The 24,369-nt window shown below is 72.2% G+C and carries 23 protein-coding genes; 9 read left to right on the top strand and 14 right to left on the bottom strand.

The features are described 5' to 3' along the window. Window positions 1-42 precede the first annotated feature (42 nt). From FRCN3DRAFT_RS0219435 to FRCN3DRAFT_RS0219470, 8 genes are all read right to left on the bottom strand, one after another. The gene (locus FRCN3DRAFT_RS0219435; RefSeq protein WP_007519857.1) at window positions 43-726 is read right to left on the bottom strand and encodes a vWA domain-containing protein; all 684 of its coding nucleotides are present in this window, start codon (window positions 724-726) and stop codon (window positions 43-45) included. 42 nt (window positions 727-768) lie between these two features. Then, entirely contained in the window at window positions 769-2,052 is a 1,284-nt protein-coding gene (locus tag FRCN3DRAFT_RS0219440; RefSeq protein ID WP_027140755.1) for a serine/threonine-protein kinase, read from the bottom strand. Continuing rightward, a complete protein-coding gene (locus FRCN3DRAFT_RS45290; protein ID WP_007517208.1) occupies window positions 2,049-3,596 on the bottom strand; it encodes a protein phosphatase 2C domain-containing protein in 1,548 nt (515 codons plus the stop codon). The genes FRCN3DRAFT_RS0219440 and FRCN3DRAFT_RS45290 overlap by 4 nt, the downstream gene beginning before the upstream one ends. A 1-nt stretch (window position 3,597) precedes the next feature. Beyond that, the gene (locus FRCN3DRAFT_RS0219450) at window positions 3,598-4,941 is read right to left on the bottom strand and encodes a hypothetical protein (protein WP_007517207.1); all 1,344 of its coding nucleotides are present in this window, start codon (window positions 4,939-4,941) and stop codon (window positions 3,598-3,600) included. 1 nt (window position 4,942) lies between these two features. Continuing rightward, complete coding sequence (locus FRCN3DRAFT_RS0219455) at window positions 4,943-7,390, bottom strand: hypothetical protein (protein ID WP_007517206.1); 2,448 nt, start codon at window positions 7,388-7,390, stop codon at window positions 4,943-4,945. Further along, the gene (locus tag FRCN3DRAFT_RS49670; protein WP_007517204.1) at window positions 7,387-8,187 is read right to left on the bottom strand and encodes a hypothetical protein; all 801 of its coding nucleotides are present in this window, start codon (window positions 8,185-8,187) and stop codon (window positions 7,387-7,389) included. The genes FRCN3DRAFT_RS0219455 and FRCN3DRAFT_RS49670 overlap by 4 nt, the downstream gene beginning before the upstream one ends. Before the next feature lie 456 nt (window positions 8,188-8,643). Further along, window positions 8,644-9,402 carry an MBL fold metallo-hydrolase gene (locus FRCN3DRAFT_RS0219465; protein WP_007517202.1) on the bottom strand — a complete coding sequence of 253 codons (759 nt, stop codon included), beginning with the start codon at window positions 9,400-9,402 and terminating at the stop codon, window positions 8,644-8,646. After that, the gene (locus tag FRCN3DRAFT_RS0219470) at window positions 9,402-10,487 is read right to left on the bottom strand and encodes an S-(hydroxymethyl)mycothiol dehydrogenase (RefSeq protein WP_007517200.1); all 1,086 of its coding nucleotides are present in this window, start codon (window positions 10,485-10,487) and stop codon (window positions 9,402-9,404) included. Before FRCN3DRAFT_RS0219470 ends, FRCN3DRAFT_RS0219465 begins: the two co-directional genes overlap by 1 nt. Window positions 10,488-10,833: 346 nt before the next feature. On the opposite strand from FRCN3DRAFT_RS0219470, the gene FRCN3DRAFT_RS0219475 reads away from it, so the two are divergent. From FRCN3DRAFT_RS0219475 to FRCN3DRAFT_RS0219495, 5 genes are all read left to right on the top strand, one after another. Further along, window positions 10,834-11,916: an aliphatic sulfonate ABC transporter substrate-binding protein gene (locus tag FRCN3DRAFT_RS0219475; protein WP_007517199.1), complete on the top strand. Its 1,083-nt coding sequence runs from the start codon at window positions 10,834-10,836 to the stop codon at window positions 11,914-11,916. Continuing rightward, on the top strand, window positions 11,913-12,851 hold the full coding sequence (locus tag FRCN3DRAFT_RS0219480; protein WP_007517198.1) for a TauD/TfdA dioxygenase family protein: 939 nt from the start codon (window positions 11,913-11,915) through the stop codon (window positions 12,849-12,851). The genes FRCN3DRAFT_RS0219475 and FRCN3DRAFT_RS0219480 overlap by 4 nt, the downstream gene beginning before the upstream one ends. Further along, window positions 12,848-13,792 (top strand): ABC transporter permease, encoded by a 945-nt coding sequence (locus FRCN3DRAFT_RS0219485; protein ID WP_007517196.1) that lies wholly within the window; start codon window positions 12,848-12,850, stop codon window positions 13,790-13,792. Before FRCN3DRAFT_RS0219480 ends, FRCN3DRAFT_RS0219485 begins: the two co-directional genes overlap by 4 nt. Continuing rightward, window positions 13,789-14,706 (top strand): ABC transporter ATP-binding protein, encoded by a 918-nt coding sequence (locus FRCN3DRAFT_RS0219490; protein WP_007517194.1) that lies wholly within the window; start codon window positions 13,789-13,791, stop codon window positions 14,704-14,706. The genes FRCN3DRAFT_RS0219485 and FRCN3DRAFT_RS0219490 overlap by 4 nt, the downstream gene beginning before the upstream one ends. Before the next feature lie 137 nt (window positions 14,707-14,843). Next, window positions 14,844-15,590, top strand: coding sequence for a TetR/AcrR family transcriptional regulator (locus FRCN3DRAFT_RS0219495; RefSeq protein ID WP_007517193.1), 747 nt, complete (start codon window positions 14,844-14,846; stop codon window positions 15,588-15,590). Here FRCN3DRAFT_RS0219495 and FRCN3DRAFT_RS45300 read toward each other — a convergent pair. After that, window positions 15,512-16,063: a GyrI-like domain-containing protein gene (locus FRCN3DRAFT_RS45300; RefSeq protein ID WP_198536005.1), complete on the bottom strand. Its 552-nt coding sequence runs from the start codon at window positions 16,061-16,063 to the stop codon at window positions 15,512-15,514. The genes FRCN3DRAFT_RS0219495 and FRCN3DRAFT_RS45300 overlap by 79 nt on opposite strands. A gap of 127 nt (window positions 16,064-16,190) precedes the next feature. Here FRCN3DRAFT_RS45300 and FRCN3DRAFT_RS0219505 point away from each other — a divergent pair, with 127 nt between their 5' ends. Further along, on the top strand, window positions 16,191-17,222 hold the full coding sequence (locus FRCN3DRAFT_RS0219505) for a phosphotransferase family protein (RefSeq protein ID WP_007517184.1): 1,032 nt from the start codon (window positions 16,191-16,193) through the stop codon (window positions 17,220-17,222). 53 nt (window positions 17,223-17,275) lie between these two features. On the opposite strand, the gene FRCN3DRAFT_RS0219510 is transcribed toward FRCN3DRAFT_RS0219505, so the two are convergent. Continuing rightward, entirely contained in the window at window positions 17,276-17,812 is a 537-nt protein-coding gene (locus FRCN3DRAFT_RS0219510; RefSeq protein ID WP_007517183.1) for a hypothetical protein, read from the bottom strand. 93 nt (window positions 17,813-17,905) lie between these two features. On the opposite strand from FRCN3DRAFT_RS0219510, the gene FRCN3DRAFT_RS0219515 reads away from it, so the two are divergent. Beyond that, window positions 17,906-18,496, top strand: coding sequence for a TetR/AcrR family transcriptional regulator (locus tag FRCN3DRAFT_RS0219515; RefSeq protein WP_027140759.1), 591 nt, complete (start codon window positions 17,906-17,908; stop codon window positions 18,494-18,496). Window positions 18,497-18,577: 81 nt separating this feature from the next. Here the strand turns inward: FRCN3DRAFT_RS0219515 and FRCN3DRAFT_RS0219520 are convergent, their stop codons facing one another. Further along, window positions 18,578-19,783 (bottom strand): cytochrome P450, encoded by a 1,206-nt coding sequence (locus tag FRCN3DRAFT_RS0219520; RefSeq protein ID WP_035928639.1) that lies wholly within the window; start codon window positions 19,781-19,783, stop codon window positions 18,578-18,580. Between the two features lie 304 nt (window positions 19,784-20,087). Between FRCN3DRAFT_RS0219520 and FRCN3DRAFT_RS0219525 the strand changes: the two genes are divergently transcribed. Both FRCN3DRAFT_RS0219525 and FRCN3DRAFT_RS0219530 read left to right on the top strand, forming a co-directional pair. After that, window positions 20,088-20,357, top strand: coding sequence for a cell division protein SepF (locus tag FRCN3DRAFT_RS0219525; RefSeq protein ID WP_157845235.1), 270 nt, complete (start codon window positions 20,088-20,090; stop codon window positions 20,355-20,357). Then, window positions 20,354-21,316 carry an alpha/beta fold hydrolase gene (locus FRCN3DRAFT_RS0219530; protein ID WP_007517179.1) on the top strand — a complete coding sequence of 321 codons (963 nt, stop codon included), beginning with the start codon at window positions 20,354-20,356 and terminating at the stop codon, window positions 21,314-21,316. The genes FRCN3DRAFT_RS0219525 and FRCN3DRAFT_RS0219530 overlap by 4 nt, the downstream gene beginning before the upstream one ends. 127 nt (window positions 21,317-21,443) lie before the next feature. Here the strand turns inward: FRCN3DRAFT_RS0219530 and FRCN3DRAFT_RS0219535 are convergent, their stop codons facing one another. From FRCN3DRAFT_RS0219535 to FRCN3DRAFT_RS0219545, 3 genes are all read right to left on the bottom strand, one after another. Beyond that, complete coding sequence (locus FRCN3DRAFT_RS0219535) at window positions 21,444-22,469, bottom strand: Gfo/Idh/MocA family protein (protein ID WP_007517178.1); 1,026 nt, start codon at window positions 22,467-22,469, stop codon at window positions 21,444-21,446. 259 nt (window positions 22,470-22,728) lie between these two features. Next, window positions 22,729-23,169, bottom strand: a complete 441-nt coding sequence (locus FRCN3DRAFT_RS0219540; RefSeq protein WP_198536145.1) for a nitroreductase/quinone reductase family protein — start codon at window positions 23,167-23,169, stop codon at window positions 22,729-22,731. A 230-nt stretch (window positions 23,170-23,399) separates the two neighbouring features. Next, the gene (locus FRCN3DRAFT_RS0219545) at window positions 23,400-24,263 is read right to left on the bottom strand and encodes a YqjF family protein (RefSeq protein ID WP_106410237.1); all 864 of its coding nucleotides are present in this window, start codon (window positions 24,261-24,263) and stop codon (window positions 23,400-23,402) included. Window positions 24,264-24,369 lie beyond the last annotated feature (106 nt).

Below are 24,369 nucleotides of genomic sequence, written 5' to 3' on the forward strand. Positions count from 1 at the left end.
TCGCCATCGGCGGCGTCGCGCCGGGTGCCCGTCACCGGGCGGCTAGTCGATGTACTCGAGCGGAACGCTCTTGTAGCCCTCGACCTCGGTGGGAATCATCAGCTTCTCGTGCTGGGCGGAGGCGACCAGGCTGTTCAGCAGCGTGAGGAGCACGTTGACGAGCGCCTCCTGCTGCTCGACGCCGGCCTGCGCCTTGAACGCGGCCTTGGTCGCGATCCTGGCGAGCACATGCTCGGCCGCGTCACCAAAGCCAAAAGTGATCACATGCGGCCGCCGCGGCCAGCTGGGTGAGGTGAGCTTCGCGAACTCGCCCTCCCACACACCGGAGTCATCCATCGGCTGGCCGTCGGTGATGAAGAACACCGCGGGGCGCAGCACCGGCCGGCCCTGGGCGCGCAGGGCATTCACATCCGCGTCGATCTGCGCCGCCACGACCCGGAAGGCCTCGGAGTAGTTGGTGGACCCTCGGCAGGTCAGCTCCGGCAGGGCGTCGATCTTCGAAATATCCGTCAGGGGCAGCACGACGTGCGCGTTCGAGTTGAAGCTGATGATCGAGACGTGGGCGAACTCCGCCACCGCCTTGTGGTAGTAGAGACCCTCGTACACGCGTTCGAGGGTCTCGTTGAGGACTTTCTCGAACGGGCGCATCGACGCGGACGTGTCCAGTACGGCGTAGGTCGGCAGGCATTTCTGCCCACTCTTTGCCCCTTCGGGCTGAGTCGTCATATCTCTCTCCTTCGACAAGCTGATTTCTTCGCGCGGAGAAGCTCACAGGGCCCTGGCGAGCCCGATGACCACCAACAGGAGGAGCCCGAGTCCCAGCGCCCACGCGCCGAGCACGCTCACGATCTCCGCCGCCTCTCTGAGCGGCCTGGGGACGGGCCTCGCCGGGCGCGGCCTGGTGGCAGGCTGGCCAGGCCGCGGCGGTGAGGCCCGGCGGGTGGGCGAGCCGGTCGTGCCCTGCCGAGCCGGCGATGGCCGCCCCGGGGGCGGCTGTCGCGCGGTGGACGGGTCGCGGGCGGAGGCCGCGGCCGGCGGCCGCGGCGGCGGCGGCGGCGGCGGCGCGGATGCTCCCACAGTCGTGGCCGTGGCCGAAGGGCCGACCTTCTTCCAGTTCTTGACGTTCGCGTCGGACTCGGGCTCCGTCGCCGGGACGGTCTGGACCGGGACGGGAGCGGTCACGCGCGCGGCGGCGCCCAGGGCGACGGCCAGCTCCTCGATCGTCGGCCGCTTCTCCGCCGGGGTGCCGGCGTGGATCATCCGGAGCAGCACCTCCACGGCCGGCTCCCGGTCACGCATCCCCAGAAGCGCGGCGGGGACCTTCTCCGGGCCGCGCTCGCCGGTGAGGCAGCGCGCGACCAGCAGGCCGAGCCGGTAGCGGTCCGTGGTGGTCGTGATCGGCTGCCCGCGGGCGACCTGGGGGTCGTCCCAGTTGACCGCGCCGATCCACGGTCGCGTCCCGAAGTAGCACCCGTCCACGTCGATGACGTAGACCGAACCGTCCTGCGGGTTCCAGAACGCGTTGGTGTACGACCAGTCCGCGTAGACGAGGTCGTGACGCTCGAAGAGCGCGCCGACCTCCGCCAGCCGCCGGCCGGTGGCCCGGCGGTCCTTCTCCGACGGCACCGGCTGGCCCAGCGCCTTCAGCTCGTCGGCCGGCCGGCACAGCTGGTCGACGTTGACCGTCTTGGGCTCCATCCACTTGCCGTCCGGCCGCCGGAAGGCGTGGACGAAGCTGTCCGACGCCTTGGGGATGACGACGCCGACCGACCTGCTCTGCGCCACCACCCGGGCCACCGGCCAGGAGGTGGCCGTGTGGACCAGCGTCTTCTCGGCCGCGTCCAGCCGTTCCGGCAGGGAGATCAGCCGGTCCAGGCGGGCATCCGAGATGGCGGTCCCGGGCCGGTACTGCTTCATCAGCCAGCCGGGCATTCCAGCGATCTCATAGACGATCTTGGCCTCCCCGCCGGTCGTCGAGATCACCTTTCCGCGCCGGTCGACCCAGTCGAGGTGGATGACCCGGTCGCGCCGCCAGTCCGACCAGCCGGTCATCGCGGCTGTCCCCGGCCACGCGCGCCGACGGCCGGCGAGGCCGGGTCCGGCTGGCCGGGCGGCGGTGTGTCACACCAGACCACCACCGCCGTGCGGTCGTCCTGGTGGGTCCTGGCCTCGAATCCGACGTCGAGGACGAAGGCGCCCAGCGTGGGGGGCGTCGCCCACCAGTCCGCGAACGACGCGCTCGCTCCGGGGATCTGGGTCATCGGGTCGCTCACGCCGTCGGTCAGGAACGCGAGAACCGCGCCGGGAGGCAGCGTCAGCCACGTGTCCTGGGCCTCATTCGGGTGGAAGGGCAGGAACGCGCGCAGGGTGTTGGCGTCGGTGCCGGCGCCCTTGTGGTCACCGGCCACCTGCTCCCAGCCGTGCCCGGCCGGGTAGGCCTGCCTCCAGGCCGACACGTCGGCGAGGTGCCCGAACCAGGCGGACCGCCGGCCCTGACGGTTGAGCTCGACCTCGACGACGCCCACGATCAGGCCGGTACGCACGTCCCGCGGGTCGATCTGGCGCTGCTGCGCCGACCCGGTGATGGCGCGGGCGAGCTCGGTGAACAGGCGGTCCGCCGACAGATGCTGGACCGTCGCGCCGCTGTCGAGGTCGGACCGCAGCTTCGCGACCGCCGTGCTGACCGCCACCGTGGCGCCGTGGTCGGAGCGGGGGCTGTCCGACATCCCGTCGGCCACGGCGACGATGAGGTGCCGCCCGGTGGTGTCGCGACCGAGGCGGTAGGCGTCCTGCCGCGGGGTCGCCGGGTCCTGGGTCCGGTGCCCGGGCCCGATGATCGAGGCCGCGCGGATCTCCAGCGTCCCGATCCTGGCCTGGTCGGCGGCGACGGCGGGCTGGGTGGGCAGGACCGGGAGACGCCAGGGTTCCCGGGCCAGATCCGAGCGGGCGCCAAGCACCCGGAAGTCGGCCGGTGCCGGTGCCAGGACCTGGGACGCGGCGCCGACGTGATCGGGTGAACCGCCGCGGTCGATCGGCGGCGGGTCAGCGGCAAACCACTGGCCATGGCCGTGCTCCTCGAAGCCGTGGTGCTCCTCGAGTCCCTGGTCCTCAGGATCCGGCGCGCGAGCGGGTTGCTCCGCCGGCGTGCCGATGGCCGGGTCCGGCGGCGGATCCTTCATGGCGCCCTTCTTCTCCCGTGCCTTCCGCCCGCCCTCCAGTCCCGGCGTGCCGGCTGGCAGGGCACGGTTGTGCTTCCGCTGGAAGAACCCCAGGACGAGAGACATGACGACGCTCCCCAGGACGGTGAGGATGCCGGTCCGCATGGTGCCGACCTGCAACGACAGAAATCCGATGGCTGTGAACGCCGCGCCGGCGGCCAACGACAGGCCGGCGACAATCCAGCCCACCAGGAGCCACGGTGGGACGTCGGCAATCCGAAATCCGTCGCCGCCGGGCCGGGACGGCTCCGACCGCTCGGTCCGCCGCGCGTCGCTGTGCCTGCCAGGGCCGCCCGCGCCCTTCCCCCCGGGCACGTGGACGGCGGCGGACCTGTATTCGCCGTCGTCGTGGCCGCCATAGGCGGGATGCGAGGACATGTCACTCCCCCGGCCGGCGGAGCTTCTTCCAGCCCGCCACGTTCGTTCCGCCCGAGGCGTCTGGCGCCGACGCGCCGGTCGGCCTCTCGTAGCCGGCCATCGGCTCGACGATCGGCCGTTCCTCCTCCTCGATCGTCAGCTCGTCCGCCGGTTGGCCCACCGGGCCGCCGGGCGACTGGCCGACCGTTCGCCAGCCACCGACGTTCGACGGCTCCACGCCCAGCGGCGATTCCTCGGGCGCGTACTCGGTTGGCGATGGCCCGGGTGCCGGGTAGGCCGTGGGTGGCGGCGGGTAGGCCGGCCCTGTCGCGGACCGCCCCGACGGGGCGCCGTACGTCGTGGTCGGCGGCTCGGGGCCGCTCCCGCCCGGTGCCGGGCGGGAGCCGGCTGGCAGCGCCGCCGGGGGGCCGCCCGGCAGCGCCGCGGGGCCTGGCTGGCCGTAGGACGGGGGCTGGATGGCCGGGCGGACGTCGAGGCCGGCGAACCGGGCGAGGATGCCTTCGGCGTCCGCGGGCTGGAGCATGCCCTGGCTGATCATCCGGTCGATGAGCCCCAGCTGCGTGTCACGGTCGGCCTGCCGGCTCGCCGCGATGCTCTGCAGCGCGAACGCCGTGTCCTCCGGATGCACGGTGAGGTGGCGCAGCAGCAGCTCGTCGTGCCCGCCGAGCGCGGCCCGCAGCGCGATGTATCTGTCCTGCTCGCGGCGTAGCCGCCCCTGCTGGGCAATGTCGGCGATCGCGTTCTCGTGATGGGCCTGCGAGGTCTCCCCGGCCTGCAGGCCGATCCGGCGCTGGTGCTCGCGCTCCTGCAGGACCTGCTCCTGCACCCACTCCTGGGTGCCCTTCTCCCGGGCCACCCGCACGCTCGCCCGGAAGATCGTGATGCCCTCGGGCAAGGCCAGGTGCTTGCTCCGGAGCCGCTCGTTGAGCGCCCGCTCGGCTCGTGCCGGATCGTCCTGGTCGTAGCGGCGGGTTATCGGCATCATGTCATCGAGCAGATGGGAGCGGGCCACCCCGAGGCCGTCGCCGACCCGGCGCAGCACCACCTCGCGAGGGTCGGTCACCCGCCAACCGACGTCGATGGTCGTCTGAAAGGCGAAGACGTCGTCCCGGCTCGGCAGGTTCTCCTGCAGGGTGCTGAGGTGGTCGGTGACGTCGACCGTGTACTGGGTCCGGTAGCGGGCTGTGATCCCGTCGCCCAGCCCCGGGCGCCGGTTCAACGTCACCGCATCGCCGTCGGCCGTCGCCACCACCAGGACGGTCCCAGGGCGGATCGCCGCCCCCCGGTTGAACCGCCGGTCGAGCGGCTCCTCCTGGAGAATGAGCGGGACTGGCTGATACACCATCTCAGCGGCTCCTCGCGGCGATGTGTGCGAGCACCGTCTCGGCGGTGCGCGGGGCTGGTGGGTCGGGGTCGGCCTTCTGCCAGGAGATCGCGGCCCGCCGGATGATGGTCAGCGTGCGGGCGGACTGGGCCTGGTCGACGACCAGCTGGGCGAACGCCTCCTGCCCTCGAGGCAGGTCGTCGAGCATGATCGCCCAGATGGTGAGAACGTCGTGCGCGGCCTCCCACAGCTCGGCGTTCAGGGCGCTCTCCCACAGGTAGGCGATCTCGGCCCGGCGCCGCTGGTCGACGGTGGCGATCCGCAGCAGCGCCGGCCAGGTCACCTCCCCACGGCTGGGTGACGGCAGCTGGGAGACGAGGTCCGCCGCGGCGATGAGAAACGCGGACCAGCCGGTCCGGGCCCGCGCACGGCCCAGCTCCGACCTGGGTCCCGACGTCCACCGGATGAGCTGTTCGAGCACCCGCGCCTCGGTCTCGGGGCTGCCGGCGGTCAGCAACAGCTCGCAGACGCTGTGGCAGATCGCGTTGAGCACGCCGAGCTTGTCCGTCTCGGCGAGCGCGTCCAGCTGCCGAAGTGCCTCGGCGGGGTCGTGCTCACCGAGACTTGCCCCGTAGGCGCGCACGGCGGTGGCCTGCAGCCTCGGGTTGCCGTCGGACAGCCAGGACTTCACCAGCCGGTCGACCGCGTCGGCCAGCCTGCTGTCGGCGGCGGGGTCGTGCAGGGCGATCGCCGCGGCGTCCCGCTCGCGGGAGGCGTCGCTCAGAGCCCAGGGCATCAGCACCTCGGCGCGCACGACGTCGAAGGCGACGGCTGCGAGCGCCCCGGCGGCGACGGCCGCGCGCACCCGCACGGTCTCGATCGGGTGGCCGCCGAGGTAGCGCAGCCAGGCCAGGATCCGCGGCTGAGCCTGGTGGTACCGCCAGACCCGCAGAAGGGCTCGGCGCGGGTAGCTCTCGTCGACGTAGCGCGCCACCGACGCCGGGGCGGCGGCGCCATGGCGGGTCTCCACCGACGTGGTGGCGAGCGTCGCGCGCAGCCGCGTGAGTTCGGTGTCACGGTCCGTCAGGAGGATGGCGGGCGACGTCGTCGACGCGGACAGCACAGCCGCGGGCCGGCCGTCACCCGGGTCGACGAAGCAGCGTCGCAGCGCGTCCGCCGCGGTGGTGACCGTCTCGTAGGGCTCGCCCTGCAGGACGGCGAGCGCGATCGCCAGGGTCAGCAGGGTCGGGTCGTTCTGGTCGTCGGGGTTGATCGGGTTCGTCTGGCTCGTCAGGCCGGCGAACCAGTGCTCGAAGTCGTCGTCGTCGAGCTTCGCGAGACTGGCCTGCGCGGCCGCGGCCGGATCCTCCTCGCCGTCCTCGGCCGCCTCGGCGAGAACCTGGGCGAGGAAGGCGACCGTCTCCATCGGCACGTCCGCGCTCAGTCGCGCATCCACCACGGCCCGGACCGAGTCCGTCGCGAGCAGCCGGGCGGCCCGGCGCGCCGCCGAGGCCCGCTCGTCCAGCGCCCACTGTTCGAAGCCGGCCTCGGTGTCCTGCTGCCCCGCCGGCCGGTCCCGGCGGTCCCAGGCGCCGTTGGCATAGGCAGCGAGGCCCGCCAGCCAGAACGCCAGGTGTCTCGCCAGGACCTCGGCCCGGTGGGCGGGACCTGTGAGCTCGGCCGCGAGGCCCATCCGGCGGACCCCCGGCATCCGCACCTCGGGGGCCGCGGTCACGACCAGGTAGGCACGCCGCTGCTCGAGCCGGTCGGCGAGGCCGAGCAGGTCGAACGAGCCGAGCTCGTCCGCCTGGGCCTGTGTGAGGTTCGACAGGATGTAGCCGGCGTCCTTGGCGGGTTCCTGGGCGAGGAACCTGCGCAGGTCGGTGTCGGGCGCGAGTTCGTGGACTGCCCCTGTGGTGCGGGTGACGAGCACCTTCAGGCCGGCCGCCGTCCGGCCGCAGCCGGCTCGGCCGCGCACCACCAGCAGGTGGGTACGCCGGGCGACTGCCTCCAGGGCGTCGAACCCCGGCTGCGGGACGAACGCCTCCGTCGCCGCGAGGTCTGCGAGAGACAGCCTGCGGAGACGGACGCCCACCTCACTTTCCGAGAAGAAGTTGTTCGTGACCCGCGGCGCGAAGTTGTTGAAGTTGCCGCCGACGAAGCCACCGAGCACGTCGTTGCCGGCGCCCACCGCGTTCCTGGCCTCGCGTTCGGTGGCCAGGTTCGCCTGGATCCCGCCCTGCGCGGCGTTGGTCGCACGGATCTCACCGCGCAGCTCTCCGAGGAGGTCCGGCCGCCCGCCGGGCTCGCCGCCCGCCGGGCGACCGCCCTCCCCGCCCGGTGGAGCCGCGGCCCCCTGGCCGCCCACGGCGGGCCCGGCCGGATGTGGCTGGCCCGCCTGACCTGCCTGGGCCGGCTGGTGGTCGGGCGGGTTCGCGGGGCCGGGTGACTCCTTCGGGTCGCCGTTCACCGCGAGGATTCCGGCGGCGTGCGGTACACGGTCTGGTCGCCGAAGACGATGCCGCCGACGACGTCGCCGTCGGACCGGATCCGCACGTCGCCGAAGGTGAACCCACCGGCGCCCTGGCCACCGGGCGAGCCTCTGCCGCCGGGTCCGCCAGCGGGTTCTGGCGGCTCCGACGGCCCTGGCGGCGGAAGGGGAGCCTCGCCGGGCTCGGGAGCGGGCGGCTCGGGGTAGCCCGGCACATGCACCCAGGCCCGCTCGACGAGCTCCTTGGCGGCGACGGTGACCTCGCGGTACGTCGCCGCCTCGACCCCGCCTCGGTTGTGCCGTACGACGGTCTCGTACCAGGTCGCCGACACGATGAGCGCCAGGTCGGCGGCCCTGGCCTGGCGCAGCACCGAGCGCAGTTCGCGCGAGTCCAACAGGCGGCTCGCGACGACCAGGGCGTACCCCACCCAGCCGAGGTCGTCGCGTTCGAGGTCACCGGCGTGCAGCACGGCGCGCATGCGCAGGGGCACGTCCGCCCGGAGCAGGCCGGCGTTGTACTCATGCAGCCGCCGGTACACCCCGCGGATGACCGGCCCGCCGACGTCCTCCTTCGCCACCTCGGCCGGGAAGAGCACCTGCGCGCCGTCGCCGCGGTCGTAGCGGCGGCAGGCGTCCCAGTCGATGCCGGCGTCCTCGACGGCGCCTCGCACCGAGGCGTACATCGCCCGCCGGCCGTCGAGGAGCTGCCCGTCGAGGCGGCTTCCGGACTTCTCAATATCAACCGCAAGCACCGAGAAGTGCCGCGTCTTCACCATCCTCATCCCCCGTCCCCGTTTCGCGCGGCTACTGCCGGACGAGGTCGTGACGATGGCGAGGTTCTCCGCGGAGGCGGCTGGACACGCCGACCGGATTAACCGGCCGGGGCACGCCGCGGACGCGCGAACGCCGAACCCGTGGGCGCCCCCTTGAAACACCGCCGGACGCGGTCATCGCGCCCGGAGGCAGCCCACGTACGTCGGCCATGTGAATCCCCCGTCAGCCGTCGCCCCCTCCAGGACCGCTGCTGAGGAGATGTTACGCCAATGACCGAACTGTCCACGCAATGCACCCAGCCAGCGTCCTGTCGAGACAGAACGGTCACCCTCCGGCGGACATCGGGCGAATTTAGCAACAAACGCCCAACCACAGGGTTTTGGTTCTGGAATGGGCGTGACACCGTCTACGGACGTCGGCGGCGCGCCTGGGTACCGGTCCGCGGGGTTTCCGGGTGTCTAGTGGCCGCGGTCAAGCCAGGACTGGCGTGCGGGGGCTTCCTTACCAATCGTCGTGGCGGCGCCGTGGCCGGTCCGGACGACGGTGTGGGGCGGCAGGCCCAACAGTTGGGTCGTGATCGAGTCGATGATCGTGGAAAAGTCGGAGAAAGAGCGGCCCGTCGCGCCCGGACCGCCCTGGAACAGGGTGTCGCCGGTGAAGACGGTGTTCAGGGCGGGGGCGTGGAACGACACACTCCCCCAGGTGTGGCCGGGGGTGTGCAGGGCGGCCAGGGTCACCGCGCCGTCGCCGCTGCCAATGGTGAACTGCTGACCCGGTTCGATCTCATGATCGGGGGCGCGGTCCGGATGGGTGCGGTCCCACAGCTCCCGGTCGGCCGGATGGAGCCAGATTCCCGCGCCGGTGGCGGCGGCGACGCCGAGGACCGCGTTGACATGGTCATCGTGCGCGTGGGTGCACAGGATCGCGGTCAGGTGACGGTCGCCGACGGCGTTGACGATCGCCCCCGCGTCATGCGGGGCGTCGAGCACGACGCATTCCTCGTCGTCACCGATGAGCCAGACGTTGTTGTCGACATGCCAGCACCCGCCGTCGAGCGAGAAGATCCCCGACGTGACGAGGTGGTCGATCCTCACTCGCCCGCCGAGGCCGCCTGCCGCGCCGTTCTCCGGGAACGTGCCCGCGGTGTCCGTTTCCGTGCTGGCCGTGTTCCTATTCTCGGTGGCGCCGCCGGCGGCGTCCTCAACCGAGGCGCACATCAGATCATCACCACCGAACGCAGCACGTCGCCCCGCTTCATCGCGTCGAAGGCCGCCTCGATGTCGGTGAGGGCGATCTTCTCGGAGACGAACTTCTCCAGTGGCAGCCGGCCCTGCAGGTAGAGGTCTATGAGCATCGGGAAGTCGCGTTCGGGGAGGCAGTCGCCGTACCAGGACGACTTCAGCCTTCCGCCGCGGCCGAACACGTCCAGCAGCGGGATCGAGAGCTCCATCTCCGGGGTGGGGACGCCGACGAGGACGACCGTGCCGGCGAGGTCCCGGGCGTAGAACGCCTGCTTCCAGGTCTCCGGCCGCCCGACCGCGTCGATGACGACGTCCGCGCCGAACCCGTCGGTGAGTTCCTGGATGGCGGTGACCGGGTCGACGTCCCGCGCGTTGACGGTGTGGGTGGCGCCGAGGGTCGTGGCGAGCGCGAGCTTGCGCCCGTCGACGTCGACCGCGATGATCTTCGCGGCACCGGCGAGCCGGGCACCGGCGATGGCCGCGCCGCCGACGCCGCCGCTGCCGATCACCGCGACGCTGTCGCCCCGGCCGACCTCCCCGGTGTTCATCGCCGCGCCGAGCCCGGCCATCACGCCGCAGCCGAGCAGCCCGGCGATCTCCGGCGGCGCCGCCGGGTCGACCTTGGTGCACTGCCCGGCCGCGACCAGCGTCGTCTCCAGGAACGCGCCGATCCCGAGCGCGGGCGAGAGCTCGGTGCCGTCCTCGAGCGTCATCTTCTGGGTCGCGTTCGCCGTGTCGAAGCAGTACCAGGGCCGCCCGCGTCGGCAGGCGCGGCACTGGCCGCAGACGGCCCGCCAGTTGAGGATCACGTAGTCGCCGGGGGCGACGTGGGTGACGCCCGGACCGGTCTGGGCGACGACGCCGGCGGCCTCGTGGCCGAGCAGGAACGGGAAGTCGTCGTTGATCCCACCCTCGCGGTAGTGGAAGTCGGTGTGGCAGACCCCGCAGGCCTTCACGTCCACGGTGACCTCGCCAGGCCCTGGGTCCGGCACGACGACGGTGCGCAGCTCCACTGGCGCACCCTTGCTCATCGACACGACACCTTTGACCTGACGGCTCACGACTGGCCCTCTCCCTCGCGTCCCTCGCGCCAGCCGGCATGACGGCCCGCACGTATCAGTACGTCATCGTCACGTGACGGCCATGCCAACGCAACGTCCGAACATCCCGGCACGCAAGCGACTCTGTCCTTCCAGGTCAGCCCCCGTCGGGCTGCTCCCCCACCGGGCCGTCGTCGCCCGCAAGATCGGGCTGAAACATTTGAGCAGCATTCCTACCAACTAAGTTGACAAACAGCTGACTTAACTGCTTCAGTGAGCAGGCCAAGGCGTCAGCCCGACGGATGTCGGGCCCATTCCCGGCCGCGCCGGACGCCACGCGGCATTCCCCGTTCGCAAGGAGCTACCGTTGACGCCTGCCCGCCGGGCCGGCCAAGGCCGGCCGCGCCGCACGTCCGTGCTGGCCGCTCTGTCCGCCCTTCTCGCCGTCTTCGTGCTGGCGGCCTGTGGTTCCCATGGATCCGGATCCGGGTCCGGCGGTGACGGCTCCGGCGCGGCCGCGAGCGTCGGCGCCACCGGATTCCCGACGGCGGTTCCGGCCGGTACCAAGCTGCGGGTCGGCGACCAGGGCGGAACCCTGAAGGCCCCGCTCGATCTGTCCGGCCAGAGCACCGGCGAGCCGTACGCGGTCGACTGGTCGACCTTCGCGTCCGGGCCGCTGCTGCTCGAGGCGTTCCGCGCGAACGCCGTCGACGTCGGCTACGTCGCCGACACGCCGCCCGTCATCGCCGCGGCGTCCGGCCAGGACCTCGCCGTGATCGCCTCCTGGCAGAACCCCGCTGGCCAGCTCATGCTGGCGACCAAGCCGGGCAGCGACATCCGCACGGTCAGCGACCTCAAGGGCAAGAAGGTCGCGTTCAGCGTCGGGACGATCCTGCAGGCCTACCTGCTGCGCTCGCTCGACAAGGTGGGCCTCGCGCAGAAGGACGTCAAGACCGTCAACCTGCTGCCGACCGACATCGCCGGGGCGCTCTCGCGCGGCGACGCCGACGCCGCCGTGCTGGTCGAGCCGCTCGCGTCGCCCTACCTGAAGGACAACCCGACCGCGCACAAGGTGGACGGCGCCGACACGTCGCCGAGCGTCCAGTACCTGATCACCACGCACAAGGCGCTCTCCGACCCGGCCAAGCAGGCGGCGCTCGGTGACTTCGTGGCGCGGTGGGTGAAGGCGTCCGCCTGGCGCGACGGCCACATCGACGAGTTCACGCAGAAGTACTACGTCGAGCAGGTCAAGGTGCCGGCGGAAACCGGAAAGCTGCTGCTGGCCAAGACCTCCCCTTCGGCATTCGTCCCCATCGACGCGACCAGCATCGGCGGCGCGCAGAAACTCGCCGACCTGTTCACGTCCAGTGGAGTGATTCCCAAGAAGGTCGACATCTCCAAGGTCTTCGACTCCCGATACAACTCCGCCGTTCAGGAGGCCCAGCAGTGACCATCACCGACGCCGTGACCATCACCGACGACAGCGCGGCCCAGTCCGCGATCGGCCTGGACGTCCGGCCACTGTCCGGCTACATCGGCGCCGAGATCCACGGCGTTGACCTCACCCGGCCGCTGGAGCCGGCGGTGATCGCCGAGATCCGGGCCACGCTGCTGAAGTGGAAGGTCGTCTTCTTCCGGGACCAGGACATCACCCCGGCCCAGCAGGTCGCGTTCGGCCGGCAGTTCGGCGAGGTCACACCAGGCCACCCGACCCTGCCGACGCTCGAGGGCCAGCCGGAGGTCTTCCCGCTGGACAGCCGGGCCGAGCACTACCGCTCCGAGATCCGGGTCCAGAGCCGGTGGCACACCGACGTGACGTTCGTGCACAACCCCCCGACGGCGTCGATCCTGCGCGGCGTGATCGTCCCGCCGTACGGCGGCGACACCCAGTGGACGAACCTCGTCACCGCCTACGAGACGCTCTCCGCGCCGATCCGCGACCTCATCGACGGCCTGCACGCCGTGCACGTCAACCAGATCCACCTGGAGCGCGGGGACAGCTCCAAGCTGTCGGCCCTGTTCGCGAAGACGGCATACGAGGCCGTCCACCCCGTGGTCCGGGTCCACCCGGAGACCGGTGAGCGGGCGCTGTTCGTCAACCCGAACTTCACCACCCGGATCGTCGAGCTCAGCAACCCCGAGAGCGCGCAGATCCTCGACCTGCTCTACCGGCACCTGGCCACCCCGGCGTTCACGGTCCGGTTCCGTTGGCAGCCGAACAGCATCGCCTTCTGGGACAACCGGGCGACCGCGCACCTGGCGCCGACCGACCAGGGCAACACCGACTTCGACCGGGTGATGCACCGGATCACCATCGCGGGCGACATCCCTGTCGGCGTCGACGGCAAGCAGTCCGAGACACGCGAGGGCGGGTCCTTCGCGTGACCTCGCTCGCCCTCCACGGCCCCGGTGGCGCCGACGCCCTCGACGCCACCGGGGAGGTCGGCCTGGCCTCTGCCGGGCCGGCGGTGTCACCCGTGGCCTCGCCCCCGCCCACAGCCGCCGGCGGGGGCCGGCGCGGCGTCGAGATCACGCTCGCGGACCCGGACCGACGGGCGCGCCGGCCGCTGCCACCGTGGCTGCGCCGGCTGCTCGGACCGGTGCTGCTGCTGGCGCTCTGGCAGGTTGGCTCGGCCACCGGCGTCATCGCGTCGAACATCCTCGCCGGGCCGTGGACGGTGCTGCACACCGGCTACGACCTGGCCGCGGACGGGACGCTGCACCACAACCTGCTGATCTCGTTGCGGCGGGTGGCGCTGGGTCTGGTGCTCGGCGTCGGGGTCGCGCTGGTGCTGGCCGTCGCCGCCGGGATCTTCCGCCTCGGCGAGGACGTCATCGACGCGCCGATGCAGATCCTGCGCGCGGTGCCGATCCTCGGGCTGGTCCCACTGGCCATCCTCTGGTTCGGCATCGGAGAGCAGGTGAAGATCTTCCTGGTCGCGCTCGGTACCGCGTTCCCCGTCTACATCAACACGTTCGCCGCGATCCGGGGCGTCGACGCCCGGTACATGGAGCTCGCGCGCACCGTGCGGCTGAGCCGGGCGGCGGTGATCCGCCGGGTGGTGCTGCCCGGCGCGCTGCCCGGCTTCCTCGTCGGCCTGCGGTTCGCGTTCACGGTCTCGTGGCTGGTCCTCGTGGTCAGCGAGCAGATCAACGCGTCCAGCGGGATCGGCTACCTGATGGACCAGGCGCGCACGTTCGGGCAGACCGACGTCATCGTCGTCGGCCTCGCCGTCTACGGCCTGCTCGGCCTGCTCTCCGACGGGCTCGTCCGTCTGCTCGAACGCCACGCCCTCGCCTGGCGCCGCGGCCTGGAGGCAACATGACCACGCTCACGACGTCCGCTTCGGCCGGGACGGACACGCAGGACGGCTCGCCCGCGCCCTCGTCCTCCTCCTCGCCCGCGCCCTCCTTCTCGCCTACACCCGCGTCCTCGCCCTCGGTCGCGCCGGCGGTGCGCGCCCGCGGGGTGCGCCGCGAGTTCGGCGGGCGGGCGGTACTCGCCGGGATCGACCTGGACATCGCCGCCGGCGAGTTCGTCGCGCTGCTCGGCCGGTCCGGATCCGGCAAGAGCACGCTGCTGCGCATCCTCGCCGGCCTCGACGCCGACGCCACCGGGCGCGCCACCGTCCCGGCCCAGAGCGCCGTCGTCTTCCAGGACCCGCGGCTGCTGCCGTGGGCGCGGGTCCAGGACAACGTGCTGCTGGGCCTGAAGGGCCGCGACGCGCGCGCCCGGGGAGCCGCGGCGCTGGCCGAGGTCGGGCTCGGCGGGCACGAGCGCGCCTGGCCGGCGACGCTGTCCGGCGGCGAGGCGCAGCGGGTGGCGCTCGCCCGCGCGCTGGTCCGCTCCCCCGGGCTGCTGCTGCTCGACGAGCCGTTCGGCGCGCTCGACGCCCTGACCCGCATCCGGATGCACAGCCTGCTGCGCGACCTGTGCCAGCGCCACCAGCCGGCCGTGCTGCTGGTGACGCACGACGTCGACGAGGCGATCCTGCTCGCCGACCGGGTCGCCGTCCTCACCGACGGCCGGCTCTCGCTCGACGAGCGGGTCCAGCTCGGCGAGGTCCGGCACCGCTGGGACCCGCGCTTCTCCGCGCTGCGTGCCCGGCTGCTCGCCGAGCTCGGCGTCACCGACGACGAGGCGGGCGGCGGCGACGCCAGCGGTGGCGGCGCCGTTGCCGGCGCGGTCGGCCGTGACGTCCCGGTCGCATCCGTGGAAGGCGCGGGCCCGCGGCCGTAGGCTGCGCGCCGCGCCGGGCATACAGACCAGCGGCGGAGCGGCGCGGCGGCCGAGCCATGCCGCCGTGCCTGGTAGGGAACCCTCGGCGGGCCATCGAGCCCGTCGGACAGCCCACGTGAGCAGGGTGAGCAGGCGGCATGAGCCAGCAGACCGCAACCCAGTCGCCCGAACCGACGGGCCCAGCCGGGTCGCTCGCGCACGGACCGCGGTCGCACGACGCGCGACTGCGGCTTCTGCTGAGCGCCGAGCGGCTGTACGCCGAGCACGGCCTGGAGGCGGTGTCGCTGCGGCACATCTGCCGGGCGGCCGGCAACGGGAACAACAACGCGGTGCAGTACCACTTCGGCAGCGAGCGCGGCCTGCTCGAGGCGATCGTCTCCTACCGCGTCCCGCCACTCGACCAGCGCCGTGCCGCGTTGCTCGAAGCCGCGCGGGCCGGCGGAGACCCGCTGGGGGTCCGCGAACTGGTGGACGTGCTGATGCGCCCGCTCGCCGAGGAGGCCCGCCGGCCGGGCAGCCGCTATGTCGGCTTCCTGGGCCGGTTCGCCTCGCATCCGCCGGAGCGGCATCCGTGGTGGGTCGGCGGCGCCCCGGCCGGGCCGGTGGGCCACGAGGTGTCGATGGCGATCCTCGACCGCTTGGCCGCCGTGCCGGAACCGCTGCGGAGCCTGCGGCTACGCCATGTCGTCAGCCTGTGCCTGCCAGCCCTGGCCGGCTACGGCCAGTCCCCCAGCGGCGGCGCCTCCGACGGCGGTACCGACGCGCACGACGACGTCGTCTCCGGTGACGCCGTTCCCTACGGGCTCTACGTCACCGACCTGTTCGACATGGCGGCGGCGGCGCTGACCGCTCCGCTGTCCACGGGAGCCGACAGCAGCCAGTAGATCTCGGTCTCGAGGTCGGCGGGGTCGTCACGGTGGTCGCCGTAGATCTCCCACCGAGGGCCGGCAAGGTGTAGGCCGGCGGCGGCGCAGCGGTCCACGACGGCCTGGTGCGCGCCGGCCAGCGCGGTGTAGGGGCCGCGGTGGACGGTCCTGGCGACGACGCCGGCGGGCAGGGCCGAGGCCACGACATGACCGGTCAGTGGGCAGGGCTCGCGCAGCGTTACACCGACCTGGACGTTCGGCACATCGTCGAGGTAGAGCATGACGGTCCGACAGCCGGCTGCCACACCCGCCGCACGGACGCTGGTCCAGACGTCGTCCAGCAGTGTTCCCCAGAGTGCCGGGAACTCCGCCCAGGTGGTGGTTGCCGCCACCACGGCGGTCGGGCGGGCCCGAACCTCCTCGACGGTCACCTGGTAACTCATCCCGTCCCCGTCCCTCAGCCAGCCGGCCCAGGAGGTGAAGCCGAGCATCGCCTGCATCATCGCCTAAGATCGGCCGCTTATGCGGTGGCGTGCCTGAGCGGCGGCGTCTTCCTCCCGCGGCGGCGTCTTCCTCCTGCGGCGGCGTCTTCCTCCTGCGGCAGGGACTGGATAGCCGATGCGTGGGGGGTGGCAGGTCGTGCACGTGGTACGCAGGGTGGTCACCCGGGATCACCTGGAAGGCGTCGCGTATGCGGCCCTGGGCACCGAGCATCGCCTCGTGGGCGTCTCGCGGCTGCGAGGTGGAAGCAAGAAGGGCGTGTACCGCCTCACCTTCGACGACGACTCCGCCGCGATCGTCTACATCTGGGACGACGCCGAGAACTACTGGACCACCCCGCAGGGCGACGACACCGGCAGCCATGTGGACCCGTTCTCGCCCGCCTCCGGCATCGAGCTCTTCGAGGCCGCCCACCGGCAGCTGGAAGCTCTCGGAATCCGCACTCCCCGGATCCGGCTGGCCGACCGGAGCAGGACCTACTACCCGGCGGACGTTGCCGTGGTCGAGGACGTACCCGGCGACACCTTGGAAGTACTGCTCCGCCAGGACCCGCGCAGCGTGGAAACGACCATGGCGCGACTCGCCGAGGCACTTGGTGCGATGCAGCGACACCAGGGCCCACGCTTCGGCAGATTCGCTCTGATCGACAGGGGTGGTACCTCCGAGGGCAGGTCATGTGAGCAGGTGGTCCTGGACCATGCGCTCGACGACCTCACCGAGGCTGCGTCTCGCGACGCGCGGATCACACGCGCCCGCGACCGCCTGGAGGCTGTAGTTCGCACACTGGCCGCGGCTGTGCGCCCACGCTCGCAGTACGGGCTCATCCACGGGGAGCTCGGGCCGGACCATGTGCTGGTGGACCGACACGGGCAGCCGGTCCTCATCGACATCGAGGGATTGATGTTCTTCGATGTCGAGTGGGAGCACGCGTTCCTGCGACTGCGCTTCGGCGAGCACTATCGGTGGCTGGAGCGCAGTGACCTCGACGAGCAGCGCCTGACGTTCTACATGCTGGCGATGCGCCTGTCTCTCGTCGCCGGACCGCTGCGGCTCCTCGACGGAGACTTCCCCGACCGCGCCTTCATGAGAGGTATCGCCGAGCGCAACCTCCAGGAGGCGCTCGCCTTCCTGCCCATGAACGACCGCTGAGTCCTTGGAATAGATCATCTAGTCGACGAGGCCAGCCCGACGTCCACGGATGATCAACGCGCTGGCTTTGGTTTTCTCGGCCAAATCGTCTGGCTGACCGCCCACAGGAGGTCTGCCACCAAAATGAGGCCCAGCAGCGGGTAGCGGGCCTCGAGGCCGACCGTCCGGTCCGGGTCGTCGACCAGGACCGTCAGGATCCAGATCACCGCGGCGGCGATGAAAACCGCGATCCCGGTGCGGCCCACGTCCGCCCAGCATTCCCGCGTGTACCGCGCGCCGTGAAGCCGCACCGGGGCCGGCCCGCCGGCGAACCGGTGGGCGGCGCGCGCGTCCGCCCAGGCGATGAGCTTGTGCCCGTAGGTGACCGAGAAGCCGAGATAGATCGCGGCGAGCCCGTGGAACACCCCGGCGGTCGCGCCGCCGCGCAGGTCGACGACGGTCGCGGCCAGCAGGACGACGTCGACCAGCGGCGTCATCGCCAGCAGGACGAGCCCAGCGCGCCGCCACCGCAGCCCGTAGCGGGCCATCAGCCCCAGCGCGACGAGCACCCAGAACCCGACCTCGCACGCGACGATCACCGCACCCAACACGGCGCTTCTCCTCCCGGACACCCGCACGGACACATCTTGGCAGCACGCCTGTGCTAGAAAACGACGCTAGCACACCCGTGCTAATTTGTGTCCGTGCCGAGGACCATCGACCGGGACGCACGCAAGGCGCAGCTCGCCGCGGCCGTCTGGCGGATCATCGTCGAACGCGGGATCGGCGCGGTCTCCGTGCGTTCAGTCGCCGAGGAGGCCGGCGTCGTGGTCGGCTCGCTGCGCCACGTCTTCCCGACTCGGGCGGAACTGCTGGAGTTCTCGGCGCGGCTCATGGTCGACCGGGCCACGGCGCGCATCCTGGCGACCCCGCGCTCCGACGACCCGGTGGAGTTCGCGTACGCGATCCTGCGCCACCTGCTACCGCTGGAACCGGACAGCCGGGCCGAGTTCGAGGTCAACCTGGCCCTCATCGCCGAAAGCCCGGCCCTGCCCAGCCTGGTGGAGATCCGTGACTACACCACCCGCGAGGTCGGGGAGCTCTGCCACCAGGTGGTCGAGCTGCTCACCGGCAGACCGCGCGACGAGACCACCCTCACGGCGGCCCGGCGCCTGCACGCCCTCGTCGACGGCCTGGGCCTCCATCTCCTCACCCAGCCGCCCGACGCCGACCCCACCTGGGCCACCGCACTGGTGCGCGCGGAGCTCACCCGCCTCCTCGCCGCCTCGTCATGACCTTCATCAGCGGCTCTGTATCACGATCCGAACCAGCAGGGGCTCGGAGTTCGGATGCCGATACAGATCCGGCGATCAAGGTCACGGCGAGACGGTCGTGACCGGGAGCGACTCCCAGCCACGGACCACCGACGTGCGGGCCTGGACGGCGCTCGGCCAGTCGATCTCCCAGGTGGGGAAGCGGCGCAGCACCTCCTCGAGCGCGACCCGGCCCTCGAGGCGGGCGAGCGCCGCGCCGAGGCAGTGGTGGATGCCGTAGCCGAACGTGAGGTGGCGGCCGACGTCGCGGTGGATGTCGAACCGGTCCGGGTCGGGGTAGCGGCGCTCGTCCCGGTTCCCCGAACCGACGAGGAAGACGACCACGCTGCCCGCCGGCACCGACTGGCCGTGGTACTCGACGTCCCGGGCGACGTATCGGGCGTGCGCGGGCGCCGGCGCCTCGTAGCGCAGCAGCTCCTCGACCGCGTTCGGGATCAGCGCCGGGTTGGCGACGAGCTCGGCGCGCTGGTCGGGGTTCTCGGCGAGCACCTTCCCGGCCCAGCCGATCAGGCGCGTCGTCGTCTCGTTGCCCGCGGCCGCCAGCAGGTTCACGTAGACCAGGATCTCGGACCGGTCGAGGGTGCGCGTCGTGCCCGTCTCGTCCTCGAACTCGGTGGTCAGCAGCTCGGTCATCAGGTCGTCCGACGGGTGGCGGGCCCGCCAGTCGATGTACTCGGCGTACTGGGCGCCGTCGCTCATCCTGGGCGCCGGGTCGGGAGCGTCGTCGGTGAGCCGCAGGCCGCGGTCGATTCCCGCCCGGATCGACTCCTGGTCGTCCTCGGGAATGCCGAGCAGGTAGCCGATCGTGCGCATCGGCATCGGCGCGCCGAGGTCCCCGACGAAGTCGAACCGGCCCGCGCCGACGAGCGGGTCGAGACTGCGCACGCAGAACTCCCGGACCTTCGCCTCCAGCGCCAGCATCTTCTTCGGGGTGAAGACTCGGGAAAGAAGGCCGCGGTGCACGGTGTGCGCCGGCGGATCCTCGAACAGGATCAGGCCCGGCGGCATCTCCAGCTTCGCCTCCAGGCTCGCCCTGATGAACTCCAGCACCGAGCCGCGCCCCGAGTGGTAGGTACGCCAGTCGGCGAGCCCGGCCTCGACGTCGTCGAACCGGCTCAACGCGTAGAAGTCGAACTTCTCGTTGTAGTAGAGCGGTGCCTCGTCGCGCAGCCGCCGCCAGACCGGGTACGGGTCGGCGTCGATGGCGGCGTCGTAGGGGTCGTAGTACGGCTCGCCGCGGCCGGCCATCGGGCCGGCCCCGGCGCCGGCCGCCGCCGCGACGCCCGCATCTGCGTCCGGCGCGCCGTCGGCGTGGGCGTGCGCGTCCGAGTCCTGGTTCGTGACCGTCACCGCTAGACCTCCCGATCCCGGGCCAATATGACGCACGTCGCATGTCCACTATCGCGCGCCTCCGACCTCCGCACGACGGCCAACCGCGGCGAGTACCCGCGCCGGGTGCCAATTTCGGGCCGCCGGACGTTGGTGCGCGGGGAACTGCGCAGCCAGGCGCACGCGGGGCGCCTGGCCGTAAAGGAGTGGTATGAAAATGAGCGTGACGGCGGATTCAGCGGACGACGCGCCGTTCTTCGAGATCCACAAGTACGGGGACCTGACATCCGTGGCAGTCGCGGTACGCGGGAGTGGCGCCGTGATCGTGGACTTCCGATCCGTGGACGACGCGATGGGCCGTCGGGTGGCCGACTTCTGCGCCGGTCTCGGTTTCGGGATCGGCAACTCGCCCTTCCGTCTCACCGACCGTGTTTACTTCCTGTCGGGCCAACGCACGCCGAACAGGGCGGAACGGGCACGGTTCGCGGGATGAGCCCGACGGAGCGGCAGCCCGCGCCGGATGACGGCCTCGCGGCGGACAATTACGACGAGTTCGGATACCTGCACGAGAACGCCGCGGAGATCGGGATCCCGTTCCCCGGGCGGCCCGACGTCGTTCGTGGGTTCCTGGAGGTCGGGACCGGTCAGGAACTGAGCTACATCCGCTGGGGCACGGCCGAGCCGGAGATCGTGTTCCTGCACGGCGGCGGGCAGAACGCGCACACCTGGGACTACGTCGCGCTCGCGCTCGGCCGCCCGGCGCTCGCCGTCGACCTGCCCGGCCACGGCCACTCCTACCGGCGCCCGGACCGGAACTACGGCCCGTGGCGCAACGTCGAGGCGCTGGAGGTGGCGCTGCCGGCGCTCGCGCCGAAGGCGAACGTCGTCGTCGGCATGTCGCTGGGCGGCGCGACCCTCATCCACCTGGCCGCCAAGCGCCCCGACCTGTGCCGGCGTGCCGTCATCGTCGACGTGACACCGCATGTGAGCGACACGCGCCAGCGCCTGACGCGGGCCGAGCAGGGCACCGTCGCCCTGGTCGGCGGCCAACCGACCTATGCCTCGTTCGAGGAGATGGCCGACACGGCGATCGCGCTGAGCCCGTACCGGGCGGCGTCCGGGGTGCGCCGCGGCGTCCGGCACAACGCCTACCGCCGCCCCGACGGGCTGTGGACCTGGCGTTACGACCTGTTCGGCCCGCCACCGGCGGGCGGCGAGAACTGGAACGACCACCTCGGCCGGCTGTGGGCCGACGTCGACGCGATCACCGTGCCGACGATGCTGGTCCGCGGCGGCGAGTCGAAGTTCGTCGCCGACGCCGACGCCGACGAGTTCCGCCGCCGCCTCCCCTCCGCGCGCTACGAGCTCGTCCCCGGCGCCGGCCACGCCGTCCAGAGTGACCAGCCCCTGGCCCTCACCGCCCTGATCAGGGACTTCACCTTTCCAGCTTGACCGCGCATGATCGCGGCTTGCGCCCTCCGGTGGTCATGAACCGGGTCGGATGACGACCACCGGAGGGCACAGACGGCGGTCAAGCAGCCGCCGGTTGCCGGCTGCGACGGGCGACGGGCGACGGCGCTCAGGTGGTCGGGGCGGACGGGCGGGGCGACAGGCCGGCGGCGCGGTAGATGTCGTCGATGACCCGGATGTTCGCGAGGGAGTCCGCGGGCGGGGTAAGCACCGGGGTGCCGTGCCGGATGGCGTCGCGGAAGGCACGAAGCTGCAGGGTGTAGGTGCTCTCGCCGACCACCTTTTCACGCCGCCGCCGGCGGCGGCCGGCGCCCGTCACGGTCAGGCGGTTCAGGATGTGCGGCGCGAGCGGGTTGAGCACCCGGATCTCGCCCCGCTCGCCCGTGATGACCAGGCGCATGGCGAGCCCCGGCCACGCCCAGAGGCCGGTCTCCAGACGGCCGGTGACACCGCCGTCGAACCGCAGCCGCGCCGTCAGGTGCCGGTCGACCTCCGTGAGCCGTGTTTTCGCGGCGGCCGAGACGACGGTGGGCTCGGAGCCGACCACCGTCCTCATCATGTGGACGCCGTAGCAGCCGAGGTCCATGAGACTGCCGCCGCCGAGGGCGAGCTGCCAGCGAATGTCGCGCCGGCTCGGGATGGGGACGACCAGGCGGGCCGCGACGTGCCGCACCGCCCCGATCTCGCCGCTCGACACGATCTCCAGGAGCCGGGCCGCGAGCGCGTGGTAGCGCCAGTGGAACGCCTCCATCACGACCACGTCGCCACGGTCCGCCGTTTCCTTCACCGTGAGCGCCTCGTCGGCGTTGGCGGTGAACGGCTTCTCGCACAGCACGTGCTTGCCCGCCTCGATCGCCCGGACTGTCCAGTGGGCGTGGGCCGCGGGGATCAGCGGGATGTAGACGGCGTCGATCTCGCCGTCGTCCACGACGGCGTCGTAGTCGGCCAGGACGCGTGGAACACCCTGCCGGTTCGCGAACCGCCGCGCCCGCGCCTCGTCGCGCGCGGCGACCGCGACGACCTCGACCCCGTCCATGGCCGCCGCCGGACGGATCAGCGCCATCGGCGCGATCCGCGCCGCCCCGAGCACCCCGATCCGCAACGCCTGCTGGTCCCCCGCGGAAAACGTCGCCATGATGATCCTTACCGGTCTCGTCGCCGAAAGCCATTCCCCGAAGATCAACAGGAAGCACGCTATCTCGCCGCGGGCTCGCCGGCTGAGAGAGGTTCCGGTCCGGTCGTGCGGAGGCGGGTGACGAGGTCCTCGATGGGAGGCTCGCGGATCGCCAGGTCGACGAGGGGGTAGCGGGCGCCGACCCCGGCGACGAGCGGCGCGGCGCTGGCCTTCGCGGTCGGGGCGGTCGGGGCGATCGGGGCGATCGGGGCGAGTGGCGCTACCGGGCGGCACGCTCGACGACGACCAGCGGGATCTCGCGCTCGGTCATCGTCTGGTGAGCGGCCATCTTCTCGTTGAAGTCGGCGAGCGCGGTGAGCAGCCGGGCCCGCTCGTCGCCGGTGGCGATGCTCGCCGTCGCCTCGAACCTGTCGATGCCGTCCGCCCCGGGCAGTTCGACGGTGACCGACGGGTTCGCGGCCAGGTTCGCGTACCAGTCCGGATGCTTCGGCGCCGCCATGTTCGACGCCCACAGCACGATCCGGTCCGGGCCGTCGGTGAAGTAGCCGAGCGGCGTGGTGTGCTCGCCGCCGCCGCGCGCGCCGACGGTGGTGAGCAGCAGCACGCGCGACCCCTTCAGCATCCCGTCGCTGATCTCGCCGCCGTTCGCGCGGAAGTCGGTGACGACCGACCGGTTGAACTCCCGCATGTCGCTTGGCATCGTCACGGCTTTCTCCTCGATCGACGGTGATCTGACCGCGCCGGACGCGTGCAGGGCCGGGACAACGGCTGGTAGGTGCTCGGTATGCGGCGACAGCACATCACATGGAGCACCTGCACCCGCCGCCGGCTCACCGTTGCTGGCCAGCGGCCTTTCCGGGCGGTAACGGTGCGCTGCCGGCAGGAACCGACGGTCCGCGCGCTGCCGGTGGGAACGGATCGGCCGGATCCTCAGCTCTCCGGGCGGCCGATGCGGACGTCGACGCCCGGCGAGTAGTGCGCCAGCGGCGGGCCGGACGGGGCCGGCAGGCCGGCGGCGGTCACCAGCCCGTCGTCGAGGTCGAGCAGATCGACGCGGTGCAGCGGCCAGGGGCGGTGCCAGGCCCGGGCCGAGCGCGGCGGGCCTGAGCGGACCGGGCTGAACAGGCGGAACCGGGCCGTCAGGAAATGGTCGCGGGCGCTCAGCTCCGCGTCCGGGATGCGCCTGCCCGGCCGGACCACCACTCGGCTCGCCGCCCCGCGCGGGCCGGGCCAGCGCCGCCGGCAGGTGTACGTCGTCGTGCCACCGCCGGCGCTGCCTGCGCCGCCAGCGCCCGGGCCGGCCTCCTCGACCAGCCGCATCGACGACCAGAAGTACGGCAGCCGGTAGGTCGTCCGGGCGACGGCGACCGCGCCCCACCGGGCCGCGTCCAGCGAGAAGAACCAGATCCCCGGGCGGCCTTGCTCGTCCCGGACATATGTCCGCACGTTGGTCTCCGGGAAGAAGCTGACCCAGGGAGCGGCCAGGTCGCGCCGCCCGGTCCGCACCTGCATGAAGAACGGCACCAGGCTCACCCAGGCCGCTCCGTCGCACGTCTCGGCCGCGAGGCCCGCCGGCAGCAGCCGTTGCACGGCGTCCGTCGGGTAGGGCCAGTGCAGGAACGTCAGCCGCTCCCAGCGCTGGCGCATGATGGGCCGCTCCACCGTGAACGGGCAGGTCCCGGCTGCCGCGTCACCCACCGAACCCGCGGTCCCGGGTATCGCGGCCCTGGACGCCGCGGGTTCGCGCGTCGCGGGTTCGGGCGTCGCGGCGTCGGACCGGTCGGGAGCGCTCATGGCCCCCATCGTCGCTCCCCTCGACTCCACGGGCGCGCATGCCGACGGGGACCACAGGCATCACACGAGTCCTGAATGGTTTCGCCACACCGGTCCTTGCCCGCGT

Source organism: Pseudofrankia saprophytica, from assembly GCF_000235425.2.
Taxonomy (GTDB): domain Bacteria; phylum Actinomycetota; class Actinomycetes; order Frankiales; family Frankiaceae; genus Pseudofrankia; species Pseudofrankia saprophytica.